The 17,252-nt window shown below is 60.9% G+C and carries 18 protein-coding genes and 1 other RNA gene; 16 read left to right on the top strand and 3 right to left on the bottom strand.

Annotation, left to right across the window (positions count from 1 at the left end; all coding sequences use genetic code 11):
* Nucleotides 1-33 precede the first annotated feature (33 nt).
* From F506_RS09010 to F506_RS08975, 9 genes are all read left to right on the top strand, one after another.
* Nucleotides 34-1,128, top strand: coding sequence for an ABC transporter substrate-binding protein (locus tag F506_RS09010; RefSeq protein WP_053195237.1), 1,095 nt, complete (start codon nt 34-36; stop codon nt 1,126-1,128).
* A 182-nt stretch (nt 1,129-1,310) separates the two neighbouring features.
* Nucleotides 1,311-3,119: an ABC transporter permease gene (locus tag F506_RS09005; RefSeq protein ID WP_053195238.1), complete on the top strand. Its 1,809-nt coding sequence runs from the start codon at nt 1,311-1,313 to the stop codon at nt 3,117-3,119.
* Nucleotides 3,120-3,190: 71 nt separating this feature from the next.
* A complete protein-coding gene (locus F506_RS09000; protein ID WP_053195239.1) occupies nt 3,191-4,270 on the top strand; it encodes an ABC transporter ATP-binding protein in 1,080 nt (359 codons plus the stop codon).
* A 62-nt stretch (nt 4,271-4,332) separates the two neighbouring features.
* A non-coding RNA gene (locus tag F506_RS22635) (sX9 sRNA) lies at nt 4,333-4,407 on the top strand.
* Between the two features lie 81 nt (nt 4,408-4,488).
* Nucleotides 4,489-5,562 carry an RsmB/NOP family class I SAM-dependent RNA methyltransferase gene (locus F506_RS08995; protein WP_235471517.1) on the top strand — a complete coding sequence of 358 codons (1,074 nt, stop codon included), beginning with the start codon at nt 4,489-4,491 and terminating at the stop codon, nt 5,560-5,562.
* Nucleotides 5,562-6,185: a phospholipase D family nuclease gene (locus F506_RS08990; RefSeq protein ID WP_235471443.1), complete on the top strand. Its 624-nt coding sequence runs from the start codon at nt 5,562-5,564 to the stop codon at nt 6,183-6,185. Before F506_RS08995 ends, F506_RS08990 begins: the two co-directional genes overlap by 1 nt.
* A gap of 30 nt (nt 6,186-6,215) precedes the next feature.
* Nucleotides 6,216-7,580, top strand: coding sequence for a mechanosensitive ion channel family protein (locus F506_RS08985; RefSeq protein ID WP_053196758.1), 1,365 nt, complete (start codon nt 6,216-6,218; stop codon nt 7,578-7,580).
* A gap of 114 nt (nt 7,581-7,694) precedes the next feature.
* On the top strand, nt 7,695-8,891 hold the full coding sequence (locus tag F506_RS08980) for a DesA family fatty acid desaturase (protein WP_053196757.1): 1,197 nt from the start codon (nt 7,695-7,697) through the stop codon (nt 8,889-8,891).
* A gap of 60 nt (nt 8,892-8,951) precedes the next feature.
* Complete coding sequence (locus tag F506_RS08975; protein WP_235471441.1) at nt 8,952-9,293, top strand: MliC family protein; 342 nt, start codon at nt 8,952-8,954, stop codon at nt 9,291-9,293.
* Nucleotides 9,294-9,417: 124 nt separating this feature from the next.
* On the opposite strand, the gene rpmG is transcribed toward F506_RS08975, so the two are convergent.
* The 3 genes from rpmG to radC form a co-directional block, all read right to left on the bottom strand.
* Nucleotides 9,418-9,585, bottom strand: coding sequence for a 50S ribosomal protein L33 (gene rpmG / locus F506_RS08970; protein WP_016833197.1), 168 nt, complete (start codon nt 9,583-9,585; stop codon nt 9,418-9,420).
* Between the two features lie 24 nt (nt 9,586-9,609).
* Nucleotides 9,610-9,846, bottom strand: coding sequence for a 50S ribosomal protein L28 (gene rpmB, locus F506_RS08965; protein ID WP_007877026.1), 237 nt, complete (start codon nt 9,844-9,846; stop codon nt 9,610-9,612).
* Between the two features lie 143 nt (nt 9,847-9,989).
* Nucleotides 9,990-10,664: a RadC family protein gene (gene radC, locus F506_RS08960; protein ID WP_053196753.1), complete on the bottom strand. Its 675-nt coding sequence runs from the start codon at nt 10,662-10,664 to the stop codon at nt 9,990-9,992.
* Nucleotides 10,665-10,864: 200 nt separating this feature from the next.
* Between radC and F506_RS08955 the strand changes: the two genes are divergently transcribed.
* The 7 genes from F506_RS08955 to F506_RS08920 all read left to right on the top strand — a co-directional run bounded on the left by F506_RS08955 (nt 10,865) and on the right by F506_RS08920 (nt 17,187).
* Nucleotides 10,865-11,320 (top strand): FKBP-type peptidyl-prolyl cis-trans isomerase, encoded by a 456-nt coding sequence (locus tag F506_RS08955; protein WP_053196751.1) that lies wholly within the window; start codon nt 10,865-10,867, stop codon nt 11,318-11,320.
* Nucleotides 11,321-11,330: 10 nt separating this feature from the next.
* Nucleotides 11,331-12,293, top strand: a complete 963-nt coding sequence (gene ispH, locus F506_RS08950; RefSeq protein ID WP_053196749.1) for a 4-hydroxy-3-methylbut-2-enyl diphosphate reductase — start codon at nt 11,331-11,333, stop codon at nt 12,291-12,293.
* A gap of 568 nt (nt 12,294-12,861) precedes the next feature.
* Nucleotides 12,862-13,791 (top strand): branched-chain amino acid ABC transporter permease, encoded by a 930-nt coding sequence (locus tag F506_RS08940; protein ID WP_053196745.1) that lies wholly within the window; start codon nt 12,862-12,864, stop codon nt 13,789-13,791.
* A gap of 31 nt (nt 13,792-13,822) precedes the next feature.
* Complete coding sequence (locus tag F506_RS08935) at nt 13,823-15,040, top strand: ABC transporter permease subunit (RefSeq protein WP_053196743.1); 1,218 nt, start codon at nt 13,823-13,825, stop codon at nt 15,038-15,040.
* A gap of 39 nt (nt 15,041-15,079) precedes the next feature.
* On the top strand, nt 15,080-15,850 hold the full coding sequence (locus F506_RS08930; RefSeq protein WP_053196741.1) for an ABC transporter ATP-binding protein: 771 nt from the start codon (nt 15,080-15,082) through the stop codon (nt 15,848-15,850).
* Between the two features lie 24 nt (nt 15,851-15,874).
* A complete protein-coding gene (locus tag F506_RS08925; protein WP_053196739.1) occupies nt 15,875-16,600 on the top strand; it encodes an ABC transporter ATP-binding protein in 726 nt (241 codons plus the stop codon).
* 155 nt (nt 16,601-16,755) lie between these two features.
* Nucleotides 16,756-17,187, top strand: a complete 432-nt coding sequence (locus F506_RS08920; RefSeq protein WP_053196736.1) for an RcnB family protein — start codon at nt 16,756-16,758, stop codon at nt 17,185-17,187.
* The last annotated feature ends 65 nt before the right edge of the window (nt 17,188-17,252 follow it).

Raw genomic sequence — 17,252 nt, 5'->3', positions numbered from 1 at the left:
CTTGCTTCTGAATAACTGAAGAGGAGATTTCGCATGTTCGTAAAACGCCGCATCACGATCGCACTGGCGCTGGCCGGTTTGTCCTTAAGCGCATTGGCGCAGAGTCCGTCTGGCTATTCGGCTGATTACGCCAAGGTAGTCGAGGCGGCGAAGAAGGAGGGCAAGGTCGTGGTCTACAGCACCACTGATTCCAAGGCGGCCGAAGCGCTGATCCGGGATTTCAGCGCGCTGTATCCGGCCGTGAAGGTGGAGTACAACGACATGAATTCCACTGAGGTCTATAACCGCTTCATCTCCGAAGCCGCCGCCGGCGGCGCGACCGCCGACGTGATGTGGTCGTCGTCGATGGACCTGCAGATGAAGCTGGCGTCGGAAGGTTACGGCCTGGCCTACAAGTCGCCGGAAGCCGCTGCCGTCCCGGCCTGGGCCAACTGGAAGGACACCGCCTACGGCACCACCTTCGAGCCCACTGCCATCGTCTACAACAAGCGTCTGGTGCCGGAGGCCGAAGTGCCGGCCACGCACGCCGACTTCACCAGGCTGCTGACCACCAAACTCGACAAATACAAGAACAAGGTCACCACCTACGACATCGAAAAATCCGGCGTCGGTTTCAGCCTGATTACGCATGACCTGAAGCTCAATCCGCAATTCTGGGACTTCGCCAAAGCGCTCGGCGGCGTGGCGGTGCGCGTGCAGTCCTCCACCGGTACCATGCTCGAACGCATCTCGTCGGGCGAAAACCTGATCGGCTACAACATCCTGGGTCCCTATGCATTGACCCGGGCCAAGAAGGACCCGTCGATCGGCATCTCCTTCACCAAGGACTACAACCTGGTGCTGTCGCGCGTGATCTTCATCAACAAGTCGGCCAAGAACATCAACGCCGGCAAGCTGTGGCTGGACTACATTCTGTCCAAGCGCGGCCAGACCATCATCGCCAATGACGCACAACTGTTCGCGATCCGCGGCGACGTCGTCGGCTCGACCACCTCGGCTGAACTGACGAAACAACTCGGCGCCGCCCTGAAGCCGATGCCGGTCAACACCGACTTGCTGGAATACCTGGACCAGACCAAGCGCCTGGCCTTCCTCAAGCAATGGAAGGACGCGGCCGGCAAGAAGTAAACGCCGGCAGCGACAGGTCCTGATCAACCCGGCGTGCAGCCGGGCGGCCTTTCAGCAACATTTCTCACGTAATACCCGTCATGGGCGGCGCAACTGTTGCGCCTCCCAGGCCCCCGGCTTGTCTGAATTTTCGAGATGCCGGGGGACACGGGCGGCTTCATCACCAGAAACGGCAGGTTCCCATGCAAACACTTTCTTCCACTCCCGGCGCCTTGCCGATACGGCGCGCCCGGTTCCGCCTGAACTGGCCACGCGGCGTCGTGGTCGCGCTGGCGTCGCTGGCCATCTTCGTGCCGCTGCTGCTGATTTTTTACCAAAGCTTCTTGTCGGCGCCGTTCTTCGCGCCGGTCAAGACGCTGACGCTGGATTCGTATCGTTTCATCTTTGACGACCCGGATTTTCGCCAGGCCTTCGTCAATGGCTTCTATCTCGCCTCCGGGCTGGCGCTGATCGCCGTGCCGCTGGGCGGCATGCTGGCCTTCCTGATGGTACGCACCGATCTGCCGGGACGCGCCTGGATTGCGCCGATGCTGCTGGTGCCGATCTTCGTCTCGCCGATGGTGATCGCCTTCGGCTACGTGGTGTCAATGGGGCCGGTCGGGTTCTATACGGTGTGGGTGCGCAACCTGCTGTCGGTGGTCGGTTTTGAAGGCGACCCGTGGAATGTGTATTCCTTCCCGGCCATCGTCGTCATCGCCGGCCTGACGCACGTGCCGCACGTTTACCTGTACGCGTCGGCGGCGCTGAAGAGTCTCGGTTCGGATGTCGAGGAGGCCGCGCGTGTCGCCGGCGCATCGCCGCTGCAAGTCGCGCTCAACGTGTCGCTGCCGATGATCATGCCGGCGCTGGCGTATTCGGGCGTACTGGTGTTCTTCCTCGGGTTCGAAGTGTTCGGCCTGGTGCTGGTGCTCGGCGATCCGGAAGGCCACCTGGTGCTGGCAACCTATCTCTACAAGCTGACCAACAAGCTCGGCACGCCCTCGTATCACCTGATGGCGGCGGTTGCGGTCTGCCTGGTGGCGGTGACGATGCCGCTGGTGATGTTGCAGCGGTGGCTGCTGAAGTCTGCCAACAAGTACGTTTCGATCAAGGGCAAGGGTGCGCGCCAGAAAGCGCTGCCGCTCGGCAAGTGGCGCTGGATCGCGTTCACGCTGATCGCTTTCTGGCTGCTGTTCACCGTGGTCGTGCCGCTGTCGGGCATCGCCTTGCGCACCTTTGTGTCGCACTGGGGCGACGGCGTCAGGTTGATGGAAGTGCTCACGCTGCAAAACTTCCGCGACGTCTGGAGCCAGCCTTCGCTGGTGCGCGGCATCGTCAACACGGTGTTGATCGGTGTCATCGGCGGCGCGTTCGCAGTGGTGTGCTACAGCGCGATTGCGCTGGCGATGCATCGCAAGAACGACGGCGTCACGCGCTTCCTCGACTACAGCGTGCTGGTGCCGCGTGCGGTGCCGGGCTTGCTGGCCGGCCTGTCCTTCCTGTGGGTATTCCTGTTCGTACCGTCGTTGCTGGATAACTTCCTCAAAGGCTTCGATAACGACGTCGCACGCTGGCTGGTCGACAGTTTCATCCCGCAGTTGCGATCGCTGCGCTCAACCATCTTCTCGGTATGGCTGGCGTATTCGGTGGTGTGGATGGCCTACGGCCTGCGCCTGATCACGACGGCCTTGCTCCAGGTCGGTCCTGAACTGGAAGAGGCGGCGCGCGCGGTCGGCGCGCAACGTGGCCAGGTCACGCGCGACGTCACGCTGCCGCTGGTGAAGTACGGTCTGCTGGGCGCATGGCTGATGGTGTTCCTGATCTTCGAGCGCGAGTACTCGACCGGCGTCTACCTGCTGTCGCCGGGCACCGAAGTGATCGGTTCGATGATCGTTTCGATGTGGGCGGCAGGCGCGGTGGAGCTGGTGGCGGCGCTGTCCTTCATCAACATCACGCTGGTGGCCATCGGCCTCGGCATCGCCCTGCGCTTCGGCATCAAGCTGCACGACTAACTCATCGGCTCCGTCATTCACTACACGAGGCCGCGGCAAGAGCGTCGCGGCCGGCAATCAAAGGAATCATCATGTCAGAACTCACCGTCAACGACCTCCACCTCGACTACGGCAGCGGCGCCGGCGCCAATCCGATTCTCAAGGGCGTCTCCATGCAATTGCAGCGCGGCGAAGTGGTTGCCTTGCTGGGCCCTTCGGGCAGCGGCAAGACCACGCTGCTGCGCGCCGTCGCCGGGCTGGAGTCGCCCAAGGCCGGCACCATCGATATCGCCGAGCGCCGGGTGTTCGACGGCGCGCGCAATTATGAAATGCCGGCCGAGGAACGCAACCTCGGACTGGTGTTCCAGTCGTACGCGCTGTGGCCGCACAAGACCGTGTTCGACAACGTCGCCTACGGTCTCAAGCTGCGCAGGATGGGCGGCACGGAGATTGCAGAACGCGTCAAGACCGTGCTGTCGCAACTCGGCCTCGGCCATCTCGGCGAACGTTTCCCGCACCAGCTCTCCGGCGGCCAGCAGCAGCGCGTCGCGATTGCGCGTGCGCTGGTCTACAACCCGCAGGTCATTCTGCTTGACGAGCCGCTGTCCAATCTCGACGCCAAGCTGCGCGAAGAAGCGCGCGCTTTCCTGCGCGAACTGATCGTGCGGCTCGGTTTGTCGGCGTTGATGGTCACCCACGATCAGGGCGAGGCGATGGCGATTTCGGATCGCATCCTGCTGCTCAACAACGGCAAGATCGAACAGCAGGGTACGCCGCAGAGCATGTACCAGACGCCCGACACCTTGTTCACGGCGGAGTTCATGGGCAGCAACAATCGTCTCAAGGGCAAGGTGCTGCAGCGCGACGGCCAGCGCGTCACCTTGCAGGTCGAAGGCGGCACCGTGGTCGCCAGCGCACGCGGCGGCAATACCGGCAACGAGGCCATCGGCATCATCCGCCTCGAACAAGTCCGCATCGCCGACCACCAGACCGACAACGCCATTCGCCTGCCGCTTTCCACGTGCATGTACCTGGGAGATCGGTGGGAGTGCCTGTTCAAAGCCACGAGCGCGGACAGCACGACAGTCGGCTTGCGCGCCTACGCGCCGCACAAGCTGGAGCAGGGCGAGTACTGGCTCACATTGCCGGAACAGGCGCTGTGGGCCTTCTGAGAACCTGCTCATGATCTTACTGCGAGGCCATGACCCGGCGTCGGGCGGTGCTCGGAATCTTCATGTGCTCAAGCACATTCCGGTTCCTGCGCTCCGGCCGCCACCGGCTGATGGCCTCTCGCTACAGATCGTGAGCAGGTTCAGAGCAACGCGACAACCATAAAAACGATTTTTACCAAGGAGAAACCAGAGTGCAAAAGAAATTACTGGCAGCAGCCATCCTGACGGCCGTGAGCGGTGCGGCAGCGGCGCAAAGCAACGTCACCGTGTACGGCCTGATCGACACCGTCAGCATCGAGTCGATCGCCGGCCTGTCGCCGGAAGAAGTCGAATGGCTTACCCGTACCGCGCAGATCGACCGCAACAAGCTGCCGCTGGCGATGCGCGCCAACATGCCGCCATGGCTGCTCGACAAGCTGATCGCCCGCGACGGCGAAGCCGCCGCCATGGAACTGGCCGCGGCATTGAACCAGCCTGCGCCGCTGGACTTGCGCGTCAACGCCATCAAGGCCAACCGCGAAGACGTCATGGCTGCGCTGGCGGCAGCGCCCATCCTCTGCGAAGCGACCCCGTATTCGCCGCTGGGCCTGCGCGTGATCAAGAAACCGGCGCTGCAGAACCTGCCGCTGTTCAAAGACGGCGCCATCGAAGTGCAGGATGAAGGCAGCCAGTTGCTGGCCCAGATCGTCGGCGTCAAGCGCGGCGAGATGGTGGTAGATTTCTGCGCCGGTGCGGGCGGCAAGACGCTGGCATTGGGCGCCGCCATGCGCAACACCGGTCGCCTGTACGCCTTCGACATATCGGAAAAGCGTTTGGCCAAGCTCAAGCCGCGTCTGGCGCGCAGCGGCCTGTCCAATGTGCATCCGGTCATGATCGCCCACGAGAACGACGCCAAGGTCAAGCGCCTGGCCGGCAAGATCGATCGGGTGCTGGTCGACGCGCCTTGCAGCGGCCTCGGCACGCTGCGCCGCAATCCCGACATGAAATGGCGCCAGACCGTCGAGACCGTGGCCGAAATGAACGTCAAGCAGATCAGCATCCTCACCAGTGCGGCGCGCCTGGTCAAAGCCGGCGGTCGCCTGGTCTATGGCACCTGCAGTTTCCTCAATGAAGAAAACGAAGACATCGTCACCGAGTTTCTGCAAGCCAATCCGGACTTCACGCTGGTGCCGATGAACACGGTGCTGGCCGAACAGAAGATCGATCTGGACACCGGCGAGTACCTCAAGATGCTGCCGCACGTGCATCACACCGACGGCTTCTTCGCGGCTGTACTGGAACGCAAGAAGTAATGCCGGGTTTGCGGACCATGCTGTCCTGTCTGTCCGGTATGCGGCGGCATGCAAGCCATGTCGTCGCGTTCGCCACGTTCGCCTTGATCGCCTGCGCGGGTGTTCCTGCCGCGCATGCCTTCGTCGCCGGCGGGCCGGCGCTGCCGGCGCAGGGAACGCTGGAGGCCGCTTTCACGCCGGGCGACGACATCGAAGGTCTGCTGACCGATGCCGTCGACAAGGCGCGCCGGCAAGTGCTGGTGCAAGCCTACATCCTGACCAGCAAGCCGCTCACCAGCTCGCTCATCGCCGCCCGCAAGCGCGGCGTCGACGTGCGTGTGCTGGTCGATGCCGGCCAGCTCAACAAGCTCGGACACGAACGTATCGCCGCCATGCTTGCCGCCGGCGTTACGGTGCGTGAAGAGACCAGATACAAGAGTGCGCACAACAAGGTCATCGTCATCGATGCCGCCGGCGCCGACGCCACCGTGATCACCGGTAGCTATAATTTCACCTGGTCGGCGCAAAACAAGAATGCCGAGAACATCCTGATCGCGCGCAAGAATCTGCCGCTGGCGGCAAAGTACGTCGCCAACTGGACGCGCCATTTCGAGGAAGCCGAAGCCTACCGGGCCGACCGCTAGCGCCGCGGCCTTTCACTGCCAAGAAGGATCATGTCGACTTTGCTGACCGATTTCTATGACTATCTGTTCGGCGAGCTGCCGCTGACGGAGCTGCTGCGCCAGCTCGCGGTCATCGCCCTGTGCATCGCGTGCGGCTGGGGTTTGTCGCGCTGGCTGCGCAAGCTGTTCACACTGTCCGGCGGCGACGAGCAGAGCGTGGTGCATATCGGCGTCAAGAGCTTCATGCGCGTGCTGTCGCCGCTGCTGATCCTGATTCTGCTGTCGCTGGCGCGGCTGGCGCTGATTCGCCTGAAGCTGCCGGTGACGCTGTGGCACGTCATGATGCCGCTGATGATTTCGCAGGTGGCGATGCGTTTCGTGTTCTATGTCCTGCGCCGCATCTTCGTCAAGGAAACCACCGCCGGCGCCTTCCTCCTGCTGTTTGAAAAAGTCTTCGCGACGCTGGTCTGGATCTGCGTGCTGCTCTACATTACCGGCATGTGGCCGGACCTGGTCGACTACCTCGACACCACGATGCTGCCGCTGGGCCGGCACAAGACCTCGCTGCTGACCATCCTGCAGGCCACCGCCTCGGTACTGGTGACGCTGATCATCGCGCTGTGGGCCGGCGCCATGCTGGAAGACCGCATGATGAAGCTCAGCTCCATGCACTTGTCGCTGCGCACGGTGGTGGCGCGGATGGTGCGGGCGATCCTGATCCTGGTGGCGATCCTGGTCAGCCTGTCGCTGGTCGGTATCGATCTGACGGTGCTGTCGGTGTTCGGCGGTGCACTGGGTGTCGGTCTGGGTCTCGGCCTGCAAAAAATCGCCAGCAGCTATGTATCGGGCTTCGTGATCCTGCTTGAACGCAGCCTGGCGATCGGTGATATGGTGAATGTGGACCGCTATTTCGGAAAAGTGACGCAAATCAACACGCGCTATACCATTCTCGAAGGGCTGGACGGCATTGAGTCGGTGTTGCCCAACGAAATGTTCATGTCGACGCCGGTCCAGAACTACTCGCTGAATCGAAAAATTATACGTTTGGCAACACAAGTTACGATCTTGTATCAGGACGATATCGAAACGGTGTTGTCTATGCTCGAGAAGGCCGCATTTGCAGTGGAGCGCGTGTCCGACCAGATCCTGCCGCAAGCCCTGCTGCTCAAGATCGGCGAAGACGGCTTGCAGCTGGAAATAGGTTTTTGGATCACCGACCCCGAAAACGGTCGTCTGAATGTGCTCTCGGACGTTAACAGGGCTATCTGGAGGGTCTTCAAGACCCAGGGAATTCAGGTGGCGCATCCAAAACGCGACATTCGGCTGATGGATCCGCGCAGTTTTGAACAAAGTGTTGACAGCATGGCATCTTCCGCGCACAAGTCTGCACAATCAGCGTACAATGCCGGAAAATAAAAGAATATAAGTGCTAGATGGTGGCAACTTCACACGGCAAGTTGCTCAGCAAGTTGTATTGGCAAGCCCGTTGGCAAACTCATTTGCCGTGAAGTTTTTCTTTTTGGAGTGGTAATGACAGTAGATTCGATCCTGGACTTTCTTTCGAACGGCTTGCTGCACGCAACCGGTTGGCAGATTTTCTTTTACACCCTGATTGTGACTCACATCACGATTGCGGGCGTCACCATTTACCTGCATCGCTGCCAGGCGCACCGTGCGCTGGATCTGCACGCCATTCCGAGCCACTTCTTCCGCTTCTGGCTATGGATTACCACAGGCATGGTCACCAAGGAGTGGGCCGCGATTCACCGCAAGCACCACGCCAAGTGCGAGACCGAAGAAGATCCGCACAGCCCGCAAGTGCGCGGCATCAAGAAGGTGCTGCTGGAAGGCGCCGAGCTGTATCGCGCTGAGTCCAAGAACGCCGAAACCATGGAAAAGTATGGCCATGGCACACCGGACGACTGGGTCGAACGCAACGTCTACACCCGCTTTGGCTGGCAAGGTGTCGGCCTGATGCTGATCATCGACGTCATGCTGTTCGGCGTCATCGGCCTGACCGTCTGGGCTGTCCAGATGCTGTGGATCCCGATCACCGCCGCCGGCATCATCAATGGCATCGGCCACTTCTGGGGCTACCGCAACTACGACTGCAACGACGCTGCGACCAACGTGTTCCCATGGGGCATCATCATCGGCGGCGAAGAGCTGCATAACAACCACCATACTTTCGGCACGTCGGCCAAGCTGTCGTCCAAGTGGTACGAGTTCGATATCGGCTGGATGTATATCCGTATTCTGGAAATGATGGGCCTGGCCAAGGTCAAGAAGGTTGCTCCCGCACCGAAGTTCGATCGTCAGAAACTGGTCGCCGATTTCGATACGCTGCAATCCGTGATCGCCAACCGTTATGACGTCATGTCCAAGTACGCCAAGTCGCTCAAGCGCGCCTGGGCCGATGAGCTGGAGCATTTGGCGGAAAAGGCCAAGCTGGAGTCGCGTTTCCTGAAGTCGTCCAAGCAGTTGCTGCAACGTGAGCCGGCCAAGCTGGAAGACGGTCAGAAGCAACAATTGTCCGAGCTGTTCACGCACAGCAAGGCGCTGCAGACCATGCACGAAATGCGCGTGGAGCTGGGTGCAATCTGGGGCCGGTCCAATTCGACCCGCGAACAGTTGCTGCAGCAGTTGCAAGACTGGTGCGCCCGTGCTGAAGCCTCGGGCATCCAGGCTTTGCGCGATTTCGCATTGCGTCTGCGCAGCTACGCTTAATTTGTACGGTCGGCTGTGAGTAAAGTTATTCCTGCAATTTTGCTCGCAGCCTTCGCCGCTTTGGCGGCATTTCCCGGCGCAACGCTGGCGAAGACTTCGCTCCCTGTCCTCACTCTCCCCGACGTCAAGATCCAGAGCCAGCAGCGCCTGATTTATCGCTGCGCGGGCGATGTGCGCCTGCCGGTTCGCTATCTCAATACCAATGCGGGCGCTTTTGCGTATCTGCCGGTGGCCGGCAAGCGCCAGCTATTTGTCAGCGTGGTCGCTGCTTCGGGCGTGAAATACGTCGCCGGACGCTACGTCTGGTGGAACAAGGGCAAAGAGGGATTTCTGGCGGATGAAACGCTGGGCGAAGACGCCGAGCCGATCCTCAAGGACTGCAAGCAGATTGAAAACTGGTGAGGGCAGGTGGCGGTTTTCCGCACTGGCGCCATACAGCCTTCAGCAACGCCGGGCGATAAGCCTGGCAATAAAAAAAGCCCCGGATGCAAATCGCGGGGCTTTTTTACGACAAGAGAAAAATCAATTACTTGATCTTGGTCTCTTTGTATTCAACGTGCTTGCGAACCTTGGGATCGAACTTCATGATCGCCAGTTTTTCAGGTGTCGTACGCTTGTTCTTTGTCGTGGTGTAGAAGTGACCTGTACCTGCGGTCGACTCCAGCTTGATTTTGTCGCGGCCGGATTTAGCCATGATAGATTTCCTTTACTCTGCTAGTTAGACTTTTTCGCCGCGAGCGCGCATATCGGCCAAAACGGCATCGATGCCGACTTTGTCGATCACACGCAGGCCGGCGTTGGACAAGCGCAGGGAAACCCAACGGTTTTCCGACTCGACGAAAATGCGGCGATTTTGCAGGTTAGGCAAAAAGCGACGCTTGGTCTTGTTGTTCGCATGGGAGACGTTGTTGCCGACCATCGGCCCCTTCCCGGTGACTTGGCATACACGTGCCATGTAGTGCTCCTTAAAAATTCCAGAAATTGGAAAAAAAGAGAGTATAGCCAAAAAACATTGATTATTCAATGACTTGCGAAAAAGAATTGTGTCATTGTTTCATATTTTGTTTAACAATTAAAAAACCTCCCGGATCCCTTGTTCTATAGCTGCCCGTGCTCCGCAAACGAATGCGTGCGCCGTCCGGCCACCACGATGTGATCCAGCACGCGCACGTCAACCAGGCCCAGCGCCTGTTTCAGGGTCTGCGTCAGCAGCAGGTCGGCGCTGCTCGGTTCGGGCTCGCCGGAGGGGTGATTATGGGCCAGGATGACGCCCGCCGCATTGCGGGCCAGCGCTGCCTTGACGATTTCGCGCGGATAAACGCTGGCTTGCGTCAGGGTGCCGCGAAACATTTCCTCCGCCTCGATCAGGCGATTCTTGACGTCAAGAAACAGCACCACGAAGCTTTCATGCGCCTTGCCCTGGAACAGCAACTGCAGATAATGCACCACCGCCTTGGGCGAGGTGAGCGCTGTACCGGTCGTCAGTTCTTCCGCCAGCGCACGCCGGGCCAGCTCCAGCACGGCCTGCAACTGGGCGTATTTGGCAGGGCCGAGGCCGTTGATGCCGCAGAAATCGGCCAGCCGTGCGGCAAACAGCGCCTGCAGCGAGCCGAAATGCCCGACCATGTCGCGCCCGAGGTCGACCGCGCTCTTGCCCGTCACGCCCACGCGCAGGAACACCGCCAGCAATTCGGCGTCAGACAGGGACTGGGCGCCTTGCCGGATCAGCCGTTCGCGCGGGCGCTGGTCTTCCGGCCAGTCGGTGATTGCCATACGGTCCTTTTTAAAGTCGGGGAAGTCATGGGGTTTTATACGGAGCTGCGCAACGTGGCTTACAATAGCGGGCTGCCGTATTCATTTTTATCGGATCAATCCGGTACGCTGATTTGTCTTTTGCTTGTCTTTTGCTTGTCTCTTGTTCGTCATTTGTTACGCGTTATTTGTCACGCTGCCACGCTTACTGAAAACTGTTCATGTCCAACGCCTCCGTCCCGGTCGTCACCGAAACCGCTTATCTCACCCTGCATTACCGTCTGGCTTCGCTGACCGGTGAAAACATCGTCAGCACCTTTGAAGAAAAGCCTGCCACGCTGCAATTCGGCCAAGGTCAGCTGGCGCCGTTTCTGGAAGCTTGCCTGCTGGGTTTGCCGGAAGGCGTGCATCAGACCTTCGAGCTGGCGCCGGAGCAGGCTTTTGGACCACGCAACCCGGAATTGATTCAGCGCATTTCGCGCGCCACGCTGGAAGAAAACTCGTCGATGGACGAAGAATATCGCGTCGGCGACCTGGTCGATTTCGCGGCGCCGGGCGGCGGCCGCTTTGCCGGGGTGCTGCGTGAGATCGACGCGCAAGGCGCGCTGTTCGATTTCAATCATCCGCTGGCCGGACAAACACTCAAATTTGAAGTAAAAATCATCGGGATTCTGTAAGGTGCTCGATATGGACAAGCAAGAATCTGAAATTTTATTGGCTCAGCCGCGTGGTTTCTGCGCAGGCGTCGATCGCGCCATCGAAATCGTCGAGCGCGCACTGGTGCAATTCGGCGCACCGATTTACGTGCGCCATGAAATTGTCCACAACGCCTATGTCGTCGCCGACCTGCGCAGCAAGGGCGCCATCTTCATCGAAGAGCTGGCCGATGTACCGGCCGGGAACACCGTCATCTTTTCGGCGCACGGCGTCTCCAAGGCGGTGCAGGCGGAGGCTCAGGAGCGCGGCCTGACCGTGTTCGACGCGACCTGTCCGCTGGTGACCAAGGTGCACATGGAAGTGGCCAAGATGCGCCGCGACGGCCGCGAGATCATCATGATCGGCCACGAAGGCCATCCGGAAGTCGAGGGCACCATGGGCCAGACCGAAGCCGGCATGTACCTCGTGGAAACCGTCGACGACGTGCTCAAGCTGCAGGTCGCCGATCCCGACTTGCTCGCCTATGTGTCGCAAACCACCTTGTCGGTGGACGACACCACCGACATCATCGCCGCGCTCAAGCAGCGCTTCCCGAATATCGCCGAACCGAAAAAAGGCGATATCTGCTACGCCACCACCAACCGCCAGGAAGCGGTCAAATTCATGGCGCCGCAAGTCGACGTCGTGATCGTGGTCGGCAGTCCCAACAGCTCCAATTCCAACCGCCTGCGTGAAGTCGCAGAAAAGAAGGGCGTGCCCGCCTACATGGTCGACAACGCCGAACTGATCAGGCAGGAGTGGCTGGACGGCAAGCGCCGCGTCGGCGTCACCGCCGGTGCATCTGCGCCGGAAGTCCTGGTGCAGGCCGTCATCGACCGGATCAAGGAAGGCTCCTTGCGCAGCGTGCGCATCCTCGAAGGCATCGAAGAACATGTCACCTTCCCGATGCCCAAGGGGCTGAGCGGCAGTCGTGCCGTGACCGGCAATAGCTGAACGATCGCTGAACAATTGGTTTTCCGGTATTGGCCGGGACAGAAAAGAGCGCACCCCAGTGCGCTTTTTTCATGGTCGGGATGGCGCGGAGGAGCAGGCCGCTGCCTGCGGGTTCTTTCCTGAAGGGCGCCGGCCGCGCGCTGTATTCCCTGCGCTCCTTGCGCGTGGAACGCATTTCACACCTGTTGACGCAAATCAGTTCTGGGTATAATCCCGCTCCAACCGCGAGTCCCCACAAGGCGTACTCGCTTTTTTGATCGTCCCAAGACCTTTCGACAAAGAAGGAGCGTCCCATGATCATGACCATCTGCATGAGCACCCACGACAATTTGCCCCAGCTTGCCCTTGCACGCTCCATCTTGACGCGTTCCTCCCTTGTTTCCCGTCTGACCTCATAGTCTTGCTCCGCCGACAGCTGGCGCCAGCGGCCCTCTCCGGGCACCTGCAAGCGCTTGCACCATTCGGCCGATCGGGAACGCTTTTTGCTCTATCGCTCGCATGCCCGGCCGGCCCGGCTTTGCCCTCGCAGGCATTTCATTTATTCGTTACGCATAGTTAGGAAGCATCCATGGACATATTCATCCAGCAAATCATCAACGGCCTGGTTCTGGGGAGCATGTACGCCCTGATCGCCCTGGGTTACACGATGGTGTACGGGGTCTTGAACCTGATCAATTTTGCGCACGGTGACGTGCTCATGATCGGCGCGATGGCCGGCTTGAGCATTTTGAAGCTGGTGCAGCACGTGGCGCCGGACCTGCCGGGCATCGTCAAGCTCATCATCGCCATCATTGGTGCGATCCCGGTGTGCGTGATCGTCAGCATGATCATCGAACGCGTGGCGTATCGTCCGCTGCGCAACGCCCCGCGCCTGGCGCCGCTGATCACCGCCATCGGCGTGTCGATCCTGCTGCAGACGCTGGCCATGATGATCTGGGGCCGCAGCCCGCTGCCGTTCCCGCAAATCATGCCCTCGGACCCGGTGCACATCGCCGGCGCGCTGATCTCGCCGACCCAGATCATGCTGTTGCTGCTGGCGTTGGCCGCCATGATCGGCCTGGTCCTCATCGTCGAGAAGACCAAGATGGGCCGCGCCATGCGCGCCACCGCCGAGAACCCGCGCATTGCCGGCTTGATGGGTGTGGATTCGAACCGCGTCATCGTCGTCACCTTCATCATCGGCGCCGCGCTGGCGGCCATCGCCGGCGTCATGTGGGCCGCGAATTACTCCACCGCGCAATTCGCCATGGGCTTCGTCCCCGGCCTGAAAGCCTTCTCGGCAGCGGTGCTGGGCGGCATCGGCAACATCTACGGCGCCATGCTCGGCGGCATCCTGCTGGGCCTGATCGAAAGCCTCGGCGCCGGCTACATCGGCGACCTCACGGGCGACTTCCTGGGCAGCAACTACCAGGACATCTTCGCCTTCATCGTGCTCATCATCGTGCTCACACTGCGTCCGTCCGGGATCATGGGTGAACGCGTGGCCGACCGCGCTTAAGTCAAACCGATACTAAAAAAGAGAGACCGACATGGCCTTCCTCAGCTTCGACAAGAAACGCAACCCGCGCCAGGCCAATATCAGCCTGGTGGCGCTGTTGATCCTCATGATCATCTTCCCCTTCATTGCCAGCCAGTTCGGCAATTCCTGGGTACGCATCATGGACATCGCCCTGCTGTACATCATGCTGGCCCTGGGCCTGAACGTGGTGGTGGGCTTTGCCGGCCTGCTCGACCTGGGCTACATCGCGTTCTACGCCATCGGCGCGTATACCGCCGGTTTGCTGGCCTCGCCGCAGTTCGCCGACGTGCTGCAATCCTTCGTCAACACCTACCCTGCGGTGGGCAACTTCCTCGTGATGGTGTGCGGCCCGCAGATCGTGCAGACCGGCATCCACCTGTCGCTGTGGATCATCGTACCGCTGTCGGCATTGATTGCCGCCTTGTTCGGCGCCTTGCTGGGCGCCCCGACCCTGAAGCTGCGCGGCGACTACCTCGCCATCGTGACCCTGGGCTTCGGTGAAATCATCCGCATCTTCATGAACAACCTCAATGCGCCGGTCAACATCACCAACGGCCCGCAAGGGATCAACCTGATCGACCCGATCCGCGTCTTCGGCGTCTCGCTGGCCGGCGAACCCGGCTCCGGCTCGATCGTCAAGTTTCTCGGCTTCTCAATGCCCTCGGTGAACGCCTACTACTTCCTCTTCCTGCTGCTGTGCATCGGCGTGATCTTCTTCTCGATCCGGCTGCAAGACTCGCGCCTGGGCCGCGCCTGGGTCGCCATCCGCGAAGACGAGATCGCCGCCAAGGCCATGGGCATCAACACCCGCAACGTGAAACTGCTGGCGTTTGCCATGGGCGCCTCCTTCGGCGGCGTGGCCGGCGCCATGTTCGCCTCCTTCCAGGGATTCGTCTCGCCGGAATCCTTCTCCCTGACCGAATCGATTGCGGTGCTGGCCATGGTCGTGCTGGGCGGCATCGGCCACATCCCCGGCGTGGTGCTCGGCGGCGTCATCCTGGCCGCCTTGCCGGAAGTCCTGCGCCACGTGGTGGAGCCGGTGCAGATGAGCCTGTTCGGTAAAGTCTGGATCGACGCCGAAGTGCTGCGCCAGCTGCTCTACGGACTGGCCATGGTGGTCATCATGCTCAACCGTCCTGCCGGCCTGTGGCCCTCGCCGCGCCACGAAGACCGGCCCGAAGCCGACCACCCGCATGGCAGTGATGCCGTCGGTGTCGTCAAAGCATAACCATCGACGCGCATAGAAAAGACAGCAGAGGACGAATCCATGAGCACCAGCACCCTGTTAAAAATCGCCGACGTCAGCAAACGCTTCGGCGGCCTGCAAGCCCTCTCGGGCGTAAGCCTGACCATTGAACAAGGCCAGATCTACGGCCTGATCGGCCCCAACGGCGCCGGCAAGACCACCTTCTTCAACGTCATCACCGGCCTGTACCAGCCCGACACCGGCAGTTTCGAGCTGGCCGGCAAGCCCTACAGCCCCAGCGCCCCGCACGAAGTGGCCAAGGCCGGCATTGCCCGCACCTTCCAGAACATCCGCCTCTTCGGCGACATGACCGTCCTGGAAAACGTCATGGTCGGCTGCCATGTCAGAACGAAACAGAACGTCTTCGGCGCCGTGTTCCGGCACAAGGCCGCCCGCGACGAAGAAGCGGCGATCAAGGACAAATCGCAGAAGCTGCTCGACTTCGTCGGCATCGGCAAATTCGCCTCCAGAACGGCACGGCACCTGTCGTACGGCGACCAGAGAAGACTGGAAATCGCCCGCGCGCTGGCCACCGAACCGCAACTGCTGGCACTGGACGAACCGGCTGCCGGCATGAACGCCACCGAGAAGATCGGCCTGCGCGAACTGCTGGTCAAGATCCAGGCCGAAGGCAAGACGATCCTGCTGATCGAACACGACGTCAAACTGATGATGGGCCTGTGCAACCGGTTGACGGTGCTGGACTACGGCAAGCCGATTGCCGAAGGGGTGCCGGCCGACGTGCAGAAGAACCCCGCCGTGATTGAAGCCTACCTCGGCGCCAGTCATTAAGAGACGGAAAACGGAAAGATCACAATGACAACGAACATCCTGAAAATCGAAGACCTGAGCGTGGCCTACGGCGGCATCAAGGCCGTCAAGGGCGCGAGCCTGGAAGTCAACGAAGGCGAACTGGTGACCCTGATCGGGGCCAATGGCGCAGGCAAGACCACCACCCTCAAGGCCGTCACCGGCACGCTGCCGGACTCGAAAGTGGGCGGCCACATCAGCTACCTCGGCCAGCCGCTGAAGGGGCAAAGCTCCTTCAACCTGGTGCAGCAAAAGCTGGCGATGGTGCCGGAAGGCCGGGGCGTCTTTACGCGCATGAGCATCCACGAGAACCTCCTCATGGGCGCCTACACCAGCGACGACAAGCAGCAGATCGCCCGCGACATCGAGCACTGGTTCAGCGTCTTCCCGCGGTTGAAGGAGCGGGCGAGCCAGATGGCCGGCACGCTGTCGGGCGGGGAACAGCAGATGCTGGCGATGGCGCGTGCGCTGATGAGCCATCCGAAACTGCTGCTGCTGGATGAACCGTCGATGGGACTGTCACCGATCATGGTGGAGAAGATCTTCGAGGTGATCCGCAACGTGTCGGCACAGGGCATCACGATCCTGCTGGTGGAGCAGAACGCCAAGCTGGCGCTGGAGGCGGCGCATCGCGGGTATGTGATGGAGTCGGGACTCATCACCATGAGCGGCAATGCCAGCGAGATGCTCAATGATCCGCGCGTGAAGGCGGCTTATTTGGGGGAAGGGTAAACCAGGCTGATCCGGACAGATCGTCCGGTAGCATTCAGATACATCCTTGAGGGAACGAAGGGGCTTGCCGGGGTATCCACTGTATGGTCCCGCCGCATCGTGAGCAACACTGCATGCGGCGGGCTTCAGACTTTCCCTATCGCAAGGAGCCCTCCATGAATAAGAAATCCATCGTCTCCTCGGTTCTCGTCCTGACGCTCGGCGTCGGCACCTTACCCTTGGCCCAGGCGCAACAATACGGCCGCGATGACCGCCGTCCGCCGCCAGGCCAGGATGATCGCCGCGGTCCGCCCGATCGCCATGACGATCGTCACGATGATCGCCATGATGGCCGACACGACAACCGCCGCGACGACCACCGCGGTCCTGATCGTCGCGATGAGCGCGGCGCCGGTCCCAACCACGCCTTTCATCGCGGCGATCGCCTGCCGCCGGAATACCGCAACCGCCAGTACGTCGTCAACAACTGGCGCGAACATCGCCTGAGCCCGCCGCCGCGCGGCTATCAGTGGGTGCAGACCGGCGGCGATTACGTGCTGGTGGCAATCGGCACCGGCATCATCCTGCAATTGCTTCTCGGTAATTAAATTCAGCCTTGCCGATACGCCCGCCGTGTTCACCCGGCGGGCGTTTTTGTTTTTCCTTGGGTCAG

This window comes from Herbaspirillum hiltneri N3 (assembly GCF_001267925.1).
GTDB lineage: Bacteria > Pseudomonadota > Gammaproteobacteria > Burkholderiales > Burkholderiaceae_D > Herbaspirillum > Herbaspirillum hiltneri.
This window is presented reverse-complemented; position numbering and strand designations above follow the sequence as displayed.